Below are 17,155 nucleotides of genomic sequence, written 5' to 3' on the forward strand. Positions count from 1 at the left end.
AGCCGGTAGCCGTCTGCCCAATAAGAGCCGCCGAAGATCCGCGGCGCCTACTGTGGAGCGAACCCGCCTATTCCGCCCCTCCCTCGCGGTAAGCCGGGACGGCCCTTACCGCATGACCGGCAACGGCTGGAAAAATCCTGCCTGCTGTCGGCGTCTGTCGCCATTTGCGCGGGCAAAGACGCCAGGAGCGACACCGCTTCTTCTGCGGAAAGCGGTGCTGAATGCACTGACGGATTCATAGCCGATCTCCTCCGCGATATCATCGAGGGACTTCACCCCGCGTATCAGCGCGTCCCTGGCCAGCGCCATCCGCCAGCGAGCCAGATACTCAATCGGCGCGCAGCCTAGCATTTCATTAAATCGTGCTGCGAAGGCCGAACGCGACATGCCGGCGATGCGAGCCAGTTCGGCCACGGTCCAATTCACACGTCTATCGGCGTGCATGGCGGACAATGCGCGGGCAAGCCCCGGCAAGCGCATTCCCTTCACCAGTCCTGCAGGAATGGCCTCGTTACCGGCGTTCGGCCGACGTAGCACTTCAACCAGCAAAACCTCCAGCATGCGCCGTATGATCAAATCCTTGCCCACATCCTCGCGCGCGCACTCCTCCGCCAGCAACTCGATCAGACGCGCCAGCCTGGATGCTCCACCCTCTCCCGCAGGCACATGGATCAACTCGGGCATCAACGAAAGCAGCAGCGCCGCGTTGATCCGCTCGAACGTGAAACTTCCTCCCAGCGCAACAAAATCCGGTTCCCCATGCTGTTGCCCATGCCGCACCGCCTGATCTTGCGGCTCGACCGGAATGCAGTCGACGTCGCCGTCGCTGCAAAGCGAGAAGGCGGGCGTTGACGGCAAAAGCAGGAAATCGCCACGCGCCAGCCGCAGAGGTTCCCGGCCATCGATCATAAGCCATGCCGCACCGACCAGCACGACGGCAAAGCCCGGGGCGTCATAGGCGCGATAACGCACGCCCCATCGGCCTCGTCCGGAAATCGGCTTCGAAACGGCCGCGCTCGGCCGCAAAAGATCGATAATATCGCTGAGAGGATCCATTATCTGGACGATCAATAATAAATTGTGGTGTTACGAGCATATATCATCCAGAGCACATCGTCTATCTCCGGCCATATCAAACAAAGGAGATTATGATGACCAGAACGATCCTCATCACCGGCACCTCATCGGGCTATGGCAAGGCAACCGCAGAGCTCTTTCTTTCGCGTGGCTGGAATGTCGTTGCCACCATGCGGCATCCGGATCCCGACCGCTTCGTTGGCGATACTGCGCGGTTGCGCGTCCTGCCGCTGGATGTGACGGACGAACAAAGCATCGCGGCGCTGATCGATGCGGCAGGTCCGGTCGATGTGCTGGTGAACAATGCCGGCATCGGTATGGTCGGCGCTTTCGAAGCGACACCCATATCGGCAATCCGCACGATCTTCGAGACCAACAGTTTCGGTGTGATGGCGATGACGCAGGCCATAATCCCGCAGATGCGAAAGCGCAGATCCGGCACCATCATCAACGTAACATCCAGCGCCACGCTCGCCTCTTTCCCGCTCGCCGCCGCCTACACTGCCAGCAAGCAGGCAATCCAGGGCTTCTCCGGCTCGCTCGCGCATGAACTGGGTCATTTCAATATCAGGGTAAAGCTGGTGGAACCGGGCTATGCCCCGACCACCCGCTTCACGACAAACGCCATCCTTCCGCTGGAGCAACTGCTGCCGAAAGACTACATGGATTTTGCAGGACCAATCCTTGAAGGCTTCGCCAAACCGGCCATGACGAGCAGCGAAGGCGATGTTGCCGACGCGATCTGGAGCGCCGTCCATGACCTATCCGGCCAGCTTCGTTTTCCCGCAGGTCCTGATGCAATTGCGCTGTCCCGGGCGAACTGACGACCGATAGCGGCCCGACCGGACATTGCTCGGTTGCGGCGTTTCAGCCGGCTGATATGCAGATGGCAGATGTTTCAACACATCTGCCATCGACTTTACCAGGACGATGGCGACGGCGCTTCGAGACGCTTGCTCATCTTGCCCATGCTCTACCGGTCGCGGCGGGGGCCGTCTTTAGCCAGCCGGTGAAAGCTTCGACCTCATCCGTCTGGATCGCTCCGACGCCGGCCCCGGCGAGAGCGCCCCACACGGCTTCAGGGTCCGCCAGCGCGCGCGTGTCGTTGAAATCAAGGCAATGGGCGACGTCGAGCGTGTTGATCCAGAGACGGATGTTCTGGCGCTCCATCTCGGCACGACCTTCAGCGAGATCGGCTATATCGGTGAATTTCACTTCGATCATCGGCGCACACAACGCCTCGATACGACGCAAATCCTCCGCAAACTTGCCCTTCCGCACCGGGAACATCGGCATGTGTGGGATCTTGCCGAACCAGTGCGCATCCAGCACCTCGAAACGGGCGGCTTCCGGGTCGACATCGGTCTTCACTAGCACCTGATCCTGAATGCCGAGCCGCAGCACGGTTTCCATGACCAGTGGCAGATCGCGGGCGAATTTGGTGTCGATATTGACGGCGATCCGGCCGCGCGCCTCTTCCAGCAATTCTTCCAGCGTCGGCACGCATTCATCGGTCACCTCGGCCGCATCGCCACCCGCACCGGCCTTCAGTCTTGCAGCGCGGACCACCTCGAAGGGCAGCGCATTCACGACGCCCTTCCCCGTCGTCGTGCGGTCGATTGTCCCGTCGTGAATCACGACCAGCTGGCCATCGGCCGTCGCCTGCGTGTCGATCTCGATCATCTCTACCCCCGCTGCAACCGCGGCACGGACGGAAGCCAGCGAATTTTCGGCGGTGGCGGTCCAGAAACCGCGATGGGCAATGGTCAGAATGGCCGGATTGTCGCGCGAGCAGAGCGCAAGGACATTGCAGGGGCTGGAGGTATTTCGAGAGGCGGCAAGGGTTTGATGCATGATTTTCACTTTCAGACGTTGTGTTTACCGGGGTTGCCGGTGTCAGACTTTCCCAGTGCCGCGGCCGAGGCGGCTCCTGCGAACCGGTTGTTGAGCGTCTGGATTTAATACACTCATAGTGTATTATTTATAACAGGATCCATGAAAAGTTATGTCAGCCACGGTGGTCCGCATTGCAGCCGCCCCGCACAGCCATTATCCAGAGCGATGACCATGGATCAGACCCAGCCCCAGAGTTTCGACCGCCAGCCGCTTGCCAGCGAAAACGAGCGTCTCATTCTGGATATCGTGCGCCGCCAGGGGCCCATTGCCCGCGCGTCGATCACCGGCCACACGAACCTGACCCAGCAATCCGTGCACCGCCTGATCGAGGGCCTGCTGGAGCGTGGGCTTCTGCGTACCGGCGCACCGATCAAGGGCACACGCGGCCAGCCGAGCCCGACCATCGAACTCGTGCCGGAAGCGGCTTACTCTCTTGGCATTTCCATCAACACCGACTCCCTGGTGATCTGCATCGCCGATTTCCGTTGCGATGTCATTGTCGAGGAAAAGCTGAAGATGCTTCCGGAGGACCGGGAAGAGACGCTCGCGGCCTTGTCGTTGGCGCTCGAACGGCTGCTGGCGGAACATGGCATTCCGCGCGAGCGACTGCTTGGTCTCGGTTTTTCCATGTCCGGCTTTTTCGTGTCGGAGGACCGCGCCTTCAACGCGCCTGAACCTCTTCGCGACTGGTCGCTGATGGACCTGAAGCCTATCCTTGAGAAACGGTTCCAACTGCCTGTCTGGCTGGAGAACAACGCCACCACGGGCGCGATCGGCGAAAGCCTTCGAGGTGTCGGCTCCTGGTGTCAGACCTTCGCCTATCTGTCCTTCAATTACGGCTTCGGCGGCGGCTTGATCCTCGGCGGGCAACCGTTCCACGGCTTCCATGGCAATGCCGGCGAATTCAGCGGCATATACAGCCCGGATGAATCGCCCAAACGGCCGGCCCTGCAATATCTGATCGCCACCCTGCAGAAAAACGGTGTCGACATTCACTCGATCGAACCGCTGTATCAGCAGTTCGACCCCACATGGCCGGGCGTTGAGGAATGGCTGAACGAGACCATGCCGCAGGTGGACAGGCTAGTAGCGAGCCTGATCGCGGTTCTCGATCCGCAGGCCATCGTCTTCGGTGGACAATTGCCGCGCGCACTTGGCCAGATGATGATCGAGCGCACGCACATGCCTTCCCAGCGCGAACACCGTTATGGCGTCGGACCGAAGGAGGCCAAGCTGGTTCTCAGCGAAACAAAGGGCGATCCATCCGCCATAGGTGCGGCGCTGCTGCCGCTCGGGGTGCGCTATTTCCTGTAACTCAGCCCAAGCGGCCTGATGTAATCCCGCAACAATCATAACGGAAACGTGAGCCTGATTTCGCCCCCGGTTTTTTACTGGTTGGCAGCTTGCATCCAAGGGCGATAAATATGATTGCAACTATCATGTTTATGACATGACGCAGCATATCCTGTTGCTTCATGCGTCAAGCCAGTACGCCACCGGGTCGATTGATGAGCAAAGCTCTGTTACAGGTTCTCGATGCCGACGAGGAAAGCCGCCTGATGCGGTTTTTCCGCCGGCGCCTGCAGAACCGGGAAGACGCTGCCGACGCCATGCAGGAAACCGTGCTGCGGGCGCTGGAGGTTTCTCATGCCACGCTGATCGACAATCCACAGGCCTATCTCTTCCAGATCGCCCGGTCCGTCGCCCGCCTGACAGCCATTCGCCAGTCGCGAGAGCGGCCATTATTCGCACCCTACGAAGCGGGTTTTGCCGTTGCCTGCGAAGAGCCGGGGCAGGAGCGGATCGTCGCCGGGCGGCAGCACCTTATTTTAATGGCACGGGCCATCGAGGCCCTGCCCAAGCGTTGCCAGCAGGTCTTCGTGCTCAGCCGCCTGCATGGCCACTCCAACGGCGAAATCGCCGCCCGTCTCGGCATTTCCCGCAATATGGTGGAAAAACACATCATCAAGGCGCTGCTGCACTGCCGTCAGGTCCGCGCGCAAATAAAAATGTAGACCGTCATCAGGTGTTCGCATCCTTTTTCACTCTATACGGGAGAGGGGACACATCTCAGCACGCAACGAACGGCAGATCAGGACATGAACAAGCGCCCGGACGGTCTGAAGGATAAAGGCTTGACCGATGACGGTCTGGCCGAAGAGGCCGCGCTTTGGGTGGCGCGCATGCAATCGGCAGATGCGACGGAGGCGGAGCGCGAGGCGTTTCATGTCTGGCTGCGGGCCGACGCCGCCCATGCCAGCGCCTATGAGGACATGCAGAGCCTCTGGGGCGAGCTTGGCGATATAGAGCTTGCGCCGGTTGAACAGCGAAAACGGCGCGGACCTCGCCGGGCAATGCTGGCGGGTGTTGCCGGTCTCTGCCTCATCGGGCTTGCAGCGCTGGTTGCGGAGAAAAGCGGATTGAAGGACCGCTGGCAGGCGGATTTTTACACCGAAATCGGCGAAACACGCCTGCTTTCGCTCGAAGACGGCAGCCGCATCAGCCTGAACACCGATACCGCGATTTCGGTTCATTATTCGCAAAAGGAACGGCGCATCACCCTTCTTCGCGGCGAAGCCTATTTCGATGTCGCCAAAAACCCGGAGCGGCCCTTCATCGTCGAGGATGGAGCGCTGACGGCAAAAGCGCTCGGCACCCATTATTCGGTGCGCACCGGCAATGGCGCGCTGCCGCAGGAGGTGCAGGTGGAGGAAGGCCGGGTGGAGGTGACCACAGGCGCCGAGATCGCCGTACTCACGCCCGGAGAGGCCGTGACCCTTGGCGGCGACGGCCGGCTGATGCGCGCCCGCAAGGATGTCGCCAAAAGCATGGCCTGGCGCGAAGGCAAGCTCGTCTTCTCCGGCCAGCCGCTACGCGAGGTTCTCGATATTCTCTCGCAATATCGCCGGGGCCGCATCGTCATCCTCGATGAGGCGGCGGCGAGGCAGCACGTCTCCGGCATCTTCGATCTCAAGGACACAGATCAGGCCCTCACCATTCTCGAAGAGAGCCTTCCCGTTTCGGTATCGCGGCTTTCCGGAATGCTGGTTTTCGTCCGCTCGCGATAAAATAGCTTTTTTCGCAGATCCGACGTCAGGAGTCGGTCCGCCTTTTCACTCTATGCAATCAGGACCCGTTTCAGCGGGGGGCATGAGATCACGAGTGAGAGGGAATGACATGAATTTGGGTAAGCAGGCACGCGGCTGGTTCTGGCTGACGACGACGGCGATTATCGGGGGCATCGTCTCGGCTGGTCCGGGCGCCACGACCGCCAGCGCGCAGACACCGCCCGCCGCAAGCGGCGCACCCGCCACCGTCACCGTCTCCATTCCCGCAGGGCCGCTGGAAAACGCCATTCTCAGCTTCGGCCGCCAGGCCAATCAGCGCATGGTCTACCCCTCCGCGATCACCAGGGGTCGCAGCACGGTCGGCGTCAAGGGCACGCTCAGCGTATCGGCGGCAGTCAGCGGGCTTCTGGCCGGATCGGGACTGAACTATGCATTGGCCGGCGGCAATACCGTCCGCATTTTCGATCCCGCCAGCCAGACCGCCGAAAGCGGCGGTTCGGCTGCCGCCGGCAGCACCCTGCTTGCGCCGATCACCGTGCAGGGCACCGGCCTTGAAGGCGCCAGGGGCATCATCGAGAGCGATGGCTATGTCGGCAAATCCGGCCGCACCGCCACCAAGACCGATACGCCGGTTGCCGAAACCGCCCAGTCGATCACCACCGTCAGCCGCAAGCAGCTTGACGACCTGAAGCCGCAGAACCTCTCGGAAGCGCTGAACTACACGCCCGGCGCGCGCATCGGCCAATATGGCGCGGAGCCGCGTTTCGACGCCTTCAAGGTGCGCGGCACCGATCTCAGCACCACCGGCATCTTCCGCGACGGCCTGCGGCAGGTCAGCAGCCAGAACGGCAGTGCCCGGCTCGAGCCCTATGGCGTGGAAGCTGTTTCCATCCTGCGCGGTCCCGCCGCCTCCATCTATGGTGCAAGCAGCTCCGGCGGCATTGTCGATATCATCTCGAAACGCCCGACCGAAGAGACGCTGCGCGAGGTGGAGCTGCAATATGGCTCCTTCGGCCGCGTGCAGGGCGCTTTCGATCTTTCCGGCGCCGTCGATGACGACAAGACCATGCTTTACCGCCTGACCGGGGTGGCCCGCGACGGCCGCAACGAGATCAGCGCCATCAAGGACGACCGGCTGTTCATCGCGCCGGCCTTCACCTTCCAGCCGGATGCCGGCACCAAGCTGACGTTGCTCGGCGAATATATGGACAGCACCACCGGCGGCACCTGGGGATACATCAACAATTACGGCAGCGACGGCAAGTCGATCGGCGCGACGCGGGTTTATGGCGGCGATTCCCGTTTTAATGATTTCGAGCAGAAACAATGGCGTATCGGCTATGAGTTCGAGCATGAAATCAACGACAACGTCACCTTCTACAGCAAGGCGCGTTATTCGGCCCTTTCGGCCGACCAGCAATGGGTCTTCGCCAACTATCCCGGCATCACCATCGAGGACAATGAAGGCGTCTCCGCCGACAATTACTTGAAGACAGAATTCGACACAGGCCAGGCGAAACATACGCTGCTGACCGGTATCGACTTCAGCCACATGTCCTACACCTCAAAACAGGGCAGCGGCGCCAGCCCCTTCACCGACACCTTCACCTATGTGCCTGATGTGTCGCTGATACTGAAGCAGAGGATGAACACGCTCGGCATCTATGCGCAGGATCAGGTCGAAATCGACCGCTGGCGCCTGACGACCGGCATTCGTCACGACTGGCTGGACACCGAATATCAGACCCAGACCGTCGGAGACGCAGCGGCTCCCATCTATGATGGCGATGAAACCAAGACGACCGGCCGCGCCAGCCTCGGTTATGTCTTTGACAGCGGCGTGATGCCCTATATCAGCTACGGCACCTCCTTCGTCGCCAATCCGGGCGTCATCATCACCACGGGAACGGTAACGGGACAGGCGCAGCCGACGCTCGGCAAGCAATATGAGCTCGGCGTGAAATATGCCCTGCCGCAATATAACGCCCTGCTGAGCGCCGCCTTCTTCAATCTCGATCAGGACAATGCGACGGTCTATGAGACCTCGTCCGGCATCAACCTGCTGCGCCAGCTCGACCTGCGCTCGCGCGGCGTGGAACTCGAAGCCACGGCCTCGCTCGACAATGGCTGGAGCCTCATCGGCTCCTATTCCTATAACGACGTTGAAATTACCAAACTGACGTCGGAAACGGTGGGCAAGCAGCTCAATTCCTCGCCCTATCACACCTTCTCGCTGTGGGCCGATTACGAGTTCCAGAGCGGTGCGCTCGAAGGCCTCGGCATCGGCGCGGGCGTTCGTTACGTCGGATCGAGCTTCGGCGACAACCAGCACACCCCCATTCTTGACAATGAGGCCCGCACCTTCGTCGACGCCTCGCTGCGCTACGATCTCGGCAAGGCCCTGCCCTCGCTGGAAGGCGTGAAATTGCAGATCAACGCCACCAACCTTCTCGACGAGGTGAAACAGGTCTGCACCACAGGCTTCTGCTATTATGACGAAGGCCGCAAGGTCGTCGGCAGCATCCGGTATCGCTTCTGATGCTGCAGCAGAACCCTGCCACAACCAAGCCGTCGCCGGCCGCCGTCTTCGTGGCGGTCGGCGGGCTTTATGTCGGCCAGAGCGTGATTGGCGGGCTGACCTTTCTCGGCCTGCCGGCGGTGCTCAGAACCGCCGGACTGCCGCTGGACCAGATCGGCCTTCTTTATCTCGTCGTTCTGCCCTGGGCGCTGAAATTCCTCTGGTCGCCGCATGTGGAGCGTTACCGGCTGCCGCCCGTTGGCAGGAACCGGTCGCGGGTGATCGTCGGCACGGGCATCGCCGCCTGCGCCTGCGGCCTCGCTGTTCTTGCTTTCACCGGCCCGTCGCCGGTTTCCGTCGCAATCGCCATCCTGTCGGTAATCGCGCTGGTGACGGCGACAGTCGACATCGCCTGCGACGGCTATGCGGTCGAAACGCTGGCGGAAGAGCATCATGGATGGGGCAACGCCGCACAGGTAGGCGGCTCCTATCTCGGCTCCGCTATCGGCGCCGGCCTGTTTCTGGTGCTGGTGGACCGCGCCGGCTGGACGAGCGCCACGCTGGTCATGGCCGGGCTGGTCATCCTGCTCGCGCTCCCCTTCCTGCTCGGCCCGGCGGCAAGAACGGTCCCGCAAACACGGGACCACCTGCCATCGATCAAAAACGCGCTCAAGCGACGGGAAGTCCGCACCGGCCTTCTCGTAGCGGCCGTTTATGTCGCGGCGCAGAAATGGGGTCTGGCAATGCTCGGCCCGTTCCTGGTCGATTACGGTTTCGATCTCGCCACCATCGGCGCACTGAATGGCGTGGGCAGCATGATCGTCGGTTTCGCCGGCGCGCTGCTCGGCGGAACGCTGGTACGCCTCTACGGGGCGTCACGAATCCTGCTCATCGCCATCTTCGTGCAGACTGCGCTGTTGTGCCTTTTCGCCTATTTCAGCGTTCATCGCGATATTTCGCAATGGGTCGTCATGGCGGTTGCGGTGGCTAGCTCGTCGGGCATCATGTCCATCGGCTTCGTCGCGCTTTACGCCTGCTTCATGGGCTGGTCCGACCCCCGGCAGGCCGGGGTCGATTTCACCCTGTTCCAGTGCATGGATGGCGTTGTCGGCATGATTGGCGGGCTGGGCGCAGGCGCGATTGCCGAGAAATTCGGCTATCAAGCCTCCTTCATCATTGCCGCCATCGTTTCGGTGCTCGCCGCACCGGTCATCTTCCTGCTGATGCGGCGGCAGGATTCTTGAACCAACCTCTGGGCGCGGCGGCTTAAACCGCGCCCGGCAGGCCCCTTGCATCGGCCTATTCCACCACCACCGACAGTGCCGAACCGGTATAGACCGGCCGCACCCTCACATTGCCCGCATCTATCGTGGCGAATGTCCCGGTCAGGCCGTTGGCAGAGATCACGTCGAGCCGCGTGCCGGCGGCTGGCGCGCCGCCATCGAAAGCGAGCTTCAGCGTCGCGCCATCTAGCATCGCATTGCCCTTGATCCGAAGCGCAGTCTTCTGCGGGTCGACCGCCAGCGTGCCGCCCGACTGCGTATAATCACCGCCGATCACGACATCCCTGCCCGCCGCAAGCGAGAGCGTGCCGCCCGCGACCAGCACATTACCGGTTCCAAGCGCATCGGCGGAAGACGCAACCAATGTTCCGTCCCTGACAATCGTGCCGCCGCCATAGCTATTGTTGCCACTGAGCGTGAGCGCCCCACTGCCGGATTTGACGAGACGCCCTGCCCCGGCAATATCATTCGTCCAGCGGTCTTGCGCATTGAAGCCACCGGCCGCAGCGTCCATCGTCACTTCGACATCGCCGTCAAAGGCACCATAACCACCGGCAGCGGCCACCAGATTGATGCGGCCCCAGCCGTTGCTGTCATCGAGCAGCGGATAACCCGCCTCGATGCCGGTGGAAAACAGCACGGCGCGACGTTGTGCGGCATTAAGATAAGGCAGGCGTGTTTCGAGCAGAACCTCGGCGCCCTTCGGCACCACCATGGGTGCATGGCCCCAAGCCGTGTTGCGACTGAAGGAGTAGGTCATGCGCCGGCGATAATCGGCCTGGTTTTTCGCCGCATCGGCATAGGGGTCGCTTTCCAGACCCTCGCTATGGGCGAACTGGATCAGAGACTGGCCCTGCGGCAGGCGTTTTACGAAATAGGCCTGCAGGTCGTAATGCGCCGCCTTTTTGACCTCTGCGTTCTTTGGATCCTGCAAGACGGCAGCGGCGATCGCAGTTGCCGTTATGCGGCCACCGATCACATCGACGGGGGAATGCATGCCGGCAACGATACGGCTTTCGCCCAGTTGCGAAGCCGCCGTCAGCAACTCGGAAAAACGCTCCGGCACGGCATAAGCATAGGCAATCGCGGCAAGATAGGCGGCATTGGTGTGGCCGCTTGGAAAACCGCCATCCTTGCCACGGCCGCGATTTTCGCGCGCATATTTCAGCGCCGGGACAACAATGCCGGCACTGGATTCGTAGCCTTCGAAGGTACGATCGCCGATGGTCTCGGTCCCCTTGTCGACAACCTCACCCTTATCGTTCATCCGCCACGGGCGCGGCGAGGAATAAAAGTATTTCGCGGGCGATGTCGTGGCTTCCGGTCCGCGGATCGCCTTCATCAAGGCCACGACGCTCTTTAACTCGGATTCGGCCGTTCCGGCTTCCGTACCCTTGTCCTCCTCCTTGCGGGTAATCACCTCGTTCGGATCGAAGTCTGCAAGTGTATGGTTGATCGTGGTGGTCGCACCCGACCCCTCACGATACCAATCGGCAAGCGGTCCCATGCCGTTGATCACGCTGTAGCTCTGCGAGCGCCGATCATTCATGTAGGCATTGAAAGCGGCGGCGGTCGTGCGGTTTTCCCCGGTCACAGACAGCACATAGCGCATGTTTTCCTGCCAGATCGCGGGATTAACGGCCTTCGCACGGCTAAAATCCGTCGGACCATCGCCGTTGGCGCCACCAGCGGCCCATTTCTCATCGCCAAGCGTCCAGATCCGGTTGAAGCCTGAGAGGATTTTGATGACGGGATTGTCATGGTCGTCATAGGCACGGACATTTTCGCCCTTCTCATTCTTGCCCGTCTGGTTGCGATAATTATCGGCAAGCGGCAGCGGGTAGGCCGCAGTCGGCTCCGTCACGGCGATGGCATAGCCCTGACCAGCCGGTGCCTTGCTATCGAATGCTTCGGCGCTCGAAACGAGCACCAGCAATGCAACGGAGGCAAGCAGTGCCGAGCGTGCGGAGGGAATGGACGACATCTTCAATTTGGGCATGATGAATCCTGTGATTTGACGCGTGACGAAAGGGGAGCGCGCAAAGCCTCGGCGCGCCGTCAGCTTTAAGCCGGGCATATGGCAGTTTTTTTTCGGCATGCTGATTAAGATAGATCGCATGTGAAAGAGCGGCCGGCAGATGAAGGCGCGATTTGCCCGACGCGTCGCCCCGGGCAGATCGACTTTTTATCTCGAAGCGGCGCTCTTATTTCTTGACCGCGACAGCCTCGTTGATCTTGGCGATGTCATCTTCCAGAACCTTGTAGGTCTGATCGAGCGTCAACTCACCGACGATAAGCTGGCTCATGCGCTGCACGATCTGTTGATACATGGCGCTGCCACCCTTGGCGCGTTCGAAATCACGCGCGGCCTGCGGCACGTTCTTTTTGTTATCGAGGAAGACCTGCATCGCCGCCTTGGCGTTTTCGCTCTTCAGCTTGTATTGCGGATTGGCGATCTCCGCACCCGTCAGAATGACGTAGTTTTCAGCAATTTCCCGCTGCACCTTCTCCGAGCCCAGGAATTCGATGAAATGCGCCACATCTTCAGGGTATTTGGTGCGTTTAAAGCCAACGATCGCGGTGCCACCAGGCATCGCGTAGCATCCCGCATCACCGCAGGGAGCATTGATCGCGGTCCATTCGAAGGTGTCGCCGATCTTGTTCTGGAACGGATTGACCATCCAATTGCCGGCGAGATACGTCACGACATTGCCGTTGACGAACTCATCACCCATGTTCTTGTACTGCGAACCGCCCGCCGCACCCCACATTTCCTTGGGGAAGCTGCCGTTTTGCGTCCATGAGAAGAGATCGGCGATGTATTTTTTCGCCGCATCGTCGGGGAAACTGAACTTGCCGTCCTTTACATAGGTGGAGCCGTAAGAGAAGGCGCCGCCAGAGAAACGGTGGCCGGACCGGTCCATGGTGAAGGGGATTTGCACGCCCGTCGCCTTGGCAACACGGGCGGATGCCTCGACGATCTCGCTGAATTTGGCGGTCGGGCCGGGCAAGGGTTCGCCGGCCTGCTCGAACAGCGTCTTGTTGACGAAGGGCAGGTTTAGCGTCTGCGACGCCATGTAGCCATTGATCGACTTCGGATCGTTGACATTGGGCAGGCGAAGCTGGTCGAGGCTTACACCATGCAGTTTCGCGAAGGCGTCCGCATCCTTCATGTAGGGCCGCATGTCGAGATAATAGGGCGCGAGCTGCCAGTCGGTGATCTTGGCAATATCGGGACCCTCGCCCACCGCCAGCTGCACCGGCAGCTGCTTGGAAACGGCATCATAACCCGACGATACGAAATTGATCTTCACGCCGGGATTGGCCGTCTCGAACTCCTTGCTGAGCGCTGCCATGCGCTGCACATAACCCTGATCGTCATCGGTAAAAAGAAACGTGATCGTGCGGGTCTCGGCCTGCGCGGCAGAAAGACCGGCAACGGAGGCAAATACCAGGGCGCTGACACCCGAAAACAATTTCATCATGCTCATCCTCCCAATGAAAAGATTTTCATAAATCGAACGAAAGCTCCTCTGCTTGGTTCGATTTATGATGTTTTGCGGCTTGACAGAATAAACGTCAAGCTGTTTGTCTTGGCGAAATCGCACAAATCGAAGCGGAAAAGCGAATACAGGTTTGTGAAAATAATTTCATTATCGATCGACGGGAGGCGATCCATTATGACGGATGGACCATTTGCGGCAAACGCGTCGCAGCCCACATACACCGTCACGGACGGCGAAACGGTGACCGCCTGGATGGTGTCGGATCTTGTCGAAACATCGTTTCCGGGCACGCCGGCACCGGCGGAAGATCGGGTCAACTACCGCTTCATCAACGGTTTTGTCGATGTCGGCGACCTTCCCTGCCGCAAGGCCTTCCAGCAGACCATGATCGGCCGCAGCATAGCCCCCGATACCGGCTGGCCAGTCTCCCACCTCAACCTGCCCGGTTCCAATCGCCGCGTCGAATTCACCGGCTTCTGGCATGTTCCGACCCATGTGCAGCGCTGGCTGAAGGGCACATTTCGCAGCGAGACTGCACGGAAAGCGCATTTCCGGCTGCGAACCTGTGGCGGCGTTCGCATCTGGGTAGGCGGCATCGAGCAGGTCCGTTTCGAACCCTTTATCCGCAATGTCGAAAGCAGCCGTGACATCGCGCTCGATCTGGCGGCCGGTGACAACGAGGTCCTGCTACTCTGCGAGGATCTGGCGGAGCGAGACATCATCTGGTTCTTCGAACTTGAGGTTATTGATCCCGCGCCGCTCACCGTCGTGTTGCCGGTGCCGCTCGACCGGGAAGAGACGAAGCGCCTGGCCGCGCTGGTACGTGACGTGCACCCTGCCCGCGACGTGTTTTCTGGCAGCGCCCTCGAACTCGTCTTTGGCGCAGCGCCGGCAAGCGATCTGCCGGTGCACATCGCCGTCAAAAGCCATGGCCATGAGCGCGCCGCGCTTGCGGAAGTGGATACGGTGCTGAAAGCCGGGCAATCCTCACTGACGATCCCCGAAACAATAGGCATTGCCGACGGGTATCACGGCGTCAGGATCACCCTCGGATCGGGTTCCGGCACTGTCACCCGCGTCATCGACGCCGCCTTCATGCGTGATATCGCGCCGGAAGCATCCTCTAACGACATCAATGAACGGAAGAAGGCGGCGCTTTCCTTCAGCGCCCGTTTCGGCGCCTGGCGCATCGGCCGCGCGCTTGCCATGGTCGCCACCGGCAGCGATGACATCGAGACGATCGGCGGCATCATCGATGCAACGCTGCACTCCATAGACAGGCGCGAAGACTGCTCGGATTTCATCATGATCCCGCTGCTGTGGCTGGTGCGTGCTCATGGGGACCGGTTGCCTGCAGATATGCGGGCACAAATCGATGCTTCGATCCTTGGTTATCGTTACTGGGTGGACGAGCCGGGCAATGACGTCATGTGGTTCTGGAGTGAAAACCACGTCCTTTGCTTCCACACCAGCCAGTTGCTGGCCGGCGACTATCTGCCGGACGCCACCTTCACCGCGTCCGGCCGTAGCGGGCGCCAGCAGGCCGCGCTGGCAGCTGAGCGGCTGGCGCGCTGGTTCGACAGCGTCGAGGCGCATGGGTTGGCCGAGTGGAATTCGGCAGCCTACTACCCGGTGGATTTTATCGGCCTTCTTGCCATCGAACATTGGGCGGGGCCGGAACTTGCCGCCCGCGCCCGCCACCAGCTCGATCTCATTTTCGAAATGATCGCGTTGCACACACTGGGCGGCGTTCCCTCCGGTTCGCAGGGGCGGGCTTATGACAAGGAGCTGCGCGCCGGGCCGCTGACAGAACTGGCGCCTTTTGCGCAGGTTGCGTTCGGCAAGGGCTGGCTCAACAACGGCGTCGCCTCGCTGCCGATGTTCTGCTGCGGAAACTACCTGCCGCCGGCGCATCTTGCTGCCTTCTCCCAGCTGCAAAGCGGCCGTGTGGTCGAAGCGCGTTATGCGCAGGGGCTGGAGCCCGGCAAGCTCGTACTGTTCAAGAACGAGGCCGCCCAGCTGTCCGCCGTTGTCGATCACAAGACCGGCCGCAAGGGCCACCAGCAGCACGTCACTGATATCAAGCTTGCTGGCCACCCGATGGCGCGGCTCTGGGTCAATCACCCTGGTGAAGACGATCCGTGGGGCAGCCAGCGCCCGTCCTATTGGGCGGGAAGCGGCATCCTGCCGCGCGTAGCACACCACCGCGATCTGGCGATGCTGATCTTCGATACCGAAGATCACCGCAATAACTGGACCCACGCCTATCTCGGCCGAGACGGACTGGATGAAGTGCTGATTGAAGGCAACTGGCTCATCACCCGTTCCGGCCGAGGCTTTGCCGCCCTTTACGCGACGAACGGACTTGAACTCATCACCGCAGGCGCCACCGCCAACCGTGAAATCAGATCACCCGGTCGCCTTGCCGGCTGGATCGGCGTTATTGGCTGCGGCGACGCGCAAGCCTTCGCCGGATTCCGTGAGAAAATTCTCGCCACACGGGTCACCTTCGATGCCGAAAGCCGGCTGCTCGCAGTGACGCCACCCGGCGGGCCAGAACTTACGCTCAACTGGGACGGCGCCTTCACCATCGGCGGACAGGCCATGGCCTTCGACCATGACCAGCCGCAACCAAATATTACCTTCGACAGCGCCGACCCAGCTTCGGGCAGCGCTGCAAAACCCTTCTACTCCTAAGCGGAATTGACAGATGAACCAGCCAAGCATGGAAAAAGACACTCTCAGGACGACCATCGACAATGTCGCCGCCGCCTTCAGCCGCCTCAAAGGCATTCAGGAAGGTCTGGTCAGCGGCAGTTCCGATGGCAAGATCCAGTTCGATGAATGGGATTGGGAGGTGGGTGTTGGCCTCTATGGTTTCCTACGCCGGGCGCTCGCCGCCAATGACCAGAAGGCATTGCATGACCTCGTGACATGGTACGGGTGGCAGATCGACCGTGGCCTGCCGCCGCGCCAGATCAACAGTTCCGCGCCGATGCTGCCACTCGTCATCCTGACAGAACATGTCGACCGGCCGGATTTCCGCGCGCTAGTTGAGGACTGGGCCGACTGGCTGGTGCATGAATTGCCAAAAACCGAAGATGGCGGTTTTCAGCATGTCGTGAAGGAACGGCTGAATGAGGGGGAGCTCTGGGACGACACGCTGTTCATGGCCTGTCTGTTCCTCGCCCGCGCCGGCGTTGTCTGCAAACGGCAGGACTGGATCGACGAGGCCGTCTACCAGTTCATGATCCATGCGCGCTATCTCTCCGACCCCGTCACAGGGCTCTGGTATCACGGCTGGACCTTCAACGGTCGCCACAATTTCGCGGACGCTTTCTGGGCGCGCGGCAATTCATGGATCACCGTCGCCATTCCCGAGCTTTTCGAACTAGTACCGACACTCTCTGGAAAGGACAAACGCTTCCTCGCCAATGTGCTTTCGAGCCAGGTGCGGTCGCTGAGAACATATCAACGTGAAGACGGCATGTTCCATACGCTGCTGGATGACCCGACCTCGCCGGTCGAGACATCGGCAACGGCTGGCATCGCCTATGGCATTCTGCGCGGCATCGAGGCCGGCATTCTCGGCGACGAGAACCGTCCGCATGCGGAACGTGCGCTGAAAGCGGTGCTCGGCAATATCGATGAGGAAGGCGTCGTTCACGGCGTCTCTGACGGCACGCCAATGGGCCACGATCTCGATTTCTACCGCCGCATCCCCAACCTGCCCACGCCCTACGGGCAGGCACTGACGATGCTGCTTCTGATCGACGTTTTTCTGAAAAGGCCAAAGGCATCGTGAGC

12 protein-coding genes are annotated in these 17,155 nt (G+C 60.8%); 8 read left to right on the top strand and 4 right to left on the bottom strand.

What is annotated here, in order from left to right; genetic code table 11:
* Window positions 1-105 precede the first annotated feature (105 nt).
* Window positions 106-1,056, bottom strand: a complete 951-nt coding sequence (locus WA845_RS13420) for an AraC family transcriptional regulator (protein WP_174151543.1) — start codon at window positions 1,054-1,056, stop codon at window positions 106-108.
* A gap of 95 nt (window positions 1,057-1,151) precedes the next feature.
* Here WA845_RS13420 and WA845_RS13425 point away from each other — a divergent pair, with 95 nt between their 5' ends.
* Complete coding sequence (locus WA845_RS13425) at window positions 1,152-1,901, top strand: SDR family oxidoreductase (RefSeq protein ID WP_337322398.1); 750 nt, start codon at window positions 1,152-1,154, stop codon at window positions 1,899-1,901.
* 133 nt (window positions 1,902-2,034) lie between these two features.
* On the opposite strand, the gene WA845_RS13430 is transcribed toward WA845_RS13425, so the two are convergent.
* Window positions 2,035-2,931: a glycerophosphodiester phosphodiesterase family protein gene (locus tag WA845_RS13430; RefSeq protein ID WP_174151545.1), complete on the bottom strand. Its 897-nt coding sequence runs from the start codon at window positions 2,929-2,931 to the stop codon at window positions 2,035-2,037.
* A gap of 207 nt (window positions 2,932-3,138) precedes the next feature.
* Here WA845_RS13430 and WA845_RS13435 point away from each other — a divergent pair, with 207 nt between their 5' ends.
* From WA845_RS13435 to WA845_RS13455, 5 genes are all read left to right on the top strand, one after another.
* On the top strand, window positions 3,139-4,287 hold the full coding sequence (locus WA845_RS13435; RefSeq protein WP_174151633.1) for an ROK family transcriptional regulator: 1,149 nt from the start codon (window positions 3,139-3,141) through the stop codon (window positions 4,285-4,287).
* Between the two features lie 194 nt (window positions 4,288-4,481).
* Window positions 4,482-4,988, top strand: a complete 507-nt coding sequence (locus tag WA845_RS13440) for a sigma-70 family RNA polymerase sigma factor (protein WP_006697272.1) — start codon at window positions 4,482-4,484, stop codon at window positions 4,986-4,988.
* 84 nt (window positions 4,989-5,072) lie between these two features.
* Entirely contained in the window at window positions 5,073-6,041 is a 969-nt protein-coding gene (locus tag WA845_RS13445) for a FecR family protein (protein ID WP_045534443.1), read from the top strand.
* A gap of 109 nt (window positions 6,042-6,150) precedes the next feature.
* Window positions 6,151-8,580: a TonB-dependent siderophore receptor gene (locus WA845_RS13450; RefSeq protein ID WP_174151546.1), complete on the top strand. Its 2,430-nt coding sequence runs from the start codon at window positions 6,151-6,153 to the stop codon at window positions 8,578-8,580.
* Window positions 8,580-9,803, top strand: a complete 1,224-nt coding sequence (locus tag WA845_RS13455; RefSeq protein WP_337322399.1) for an MFS transporter — start codon at window positions 8,580-8,582, stop codon at window positions 9,801-9,803. Before WA845_RS13450 ends, WA845_RS13455 begins: the two co-directional genes overlap by 1 nt.
* A 55-nt stretch (window positions 9,804-9,858) precedes the next feature.
* Here the strand turns inward: WA845_RS13455 and WA845_RS13460 are convergent, their stop codons facing one another.
* Window positions 9,859-11,841, bottom strand: coding sequence for a phosphatase PAP2 family protein (locus tag WA845_RS13460; RefSeq protein ID WP_337322400.1), 1,983 nt, complete (start codon window positions 11,839-11,841; stop codon window positions 9,859-9,861).
* Window positions 11,842-12,046: 205 nt separating this feature from the next.
* On the bottom strand, window positions 12,047-13,327 hold the full coding sequence (locus WA845_RS13465; RefSeq protein ID WP_337322401.1) for an ABC transporter substrate-binding protein: 1,281 nt from the start codon (window positions 13,325-13,327) through the stop codon (window positions 12,047-12,049).
* Window positions 13,328-13,522: 195 nt separating this feature from the next.
* Here WA845_RS13465 and WA845_RS13470 point away from each other — a divergent pair, with 195 nt between their 5' ends.
* Window positions 13,523-16,045 (top strand): hypothetical protein, encoded by a 2,523-nt coding sequence (locus WA845_RS13470; protein ID WP_337322402.1) that lies wholly within the window; start codon window positions 13,523-13,525, stop codon window positions 16,043-16,045.
* A 13-nt stretch (window positions 16,046-16,058) separates the two neighbouring features.
* Window positions 16,059-17,153, top strand: a complete 1,095-nt coding sequence (bglB, locus tag WA845_RS13475; RefSeq protein ID WP_174151551.1) for a beta-galactosidase BglB — start codon at window positions 16,059-16,061, stop codon at window positions 17,151-17,153.
* The last annotated feature ends 2 nt before the right edge of the window (window positions 17,154-17,155 follow it).

It is taken from the genome of Agrobacterium sp. CMT1 (assembly GCF_037203725.1).
Taxonomy (GTDB): domain Bacteria; phylum Pseudomonadota; class Alphaproteobacteria; order Rhizobiales; family Rhizobiaceae; genus Agrobacterium; species Agrobacterium pusense.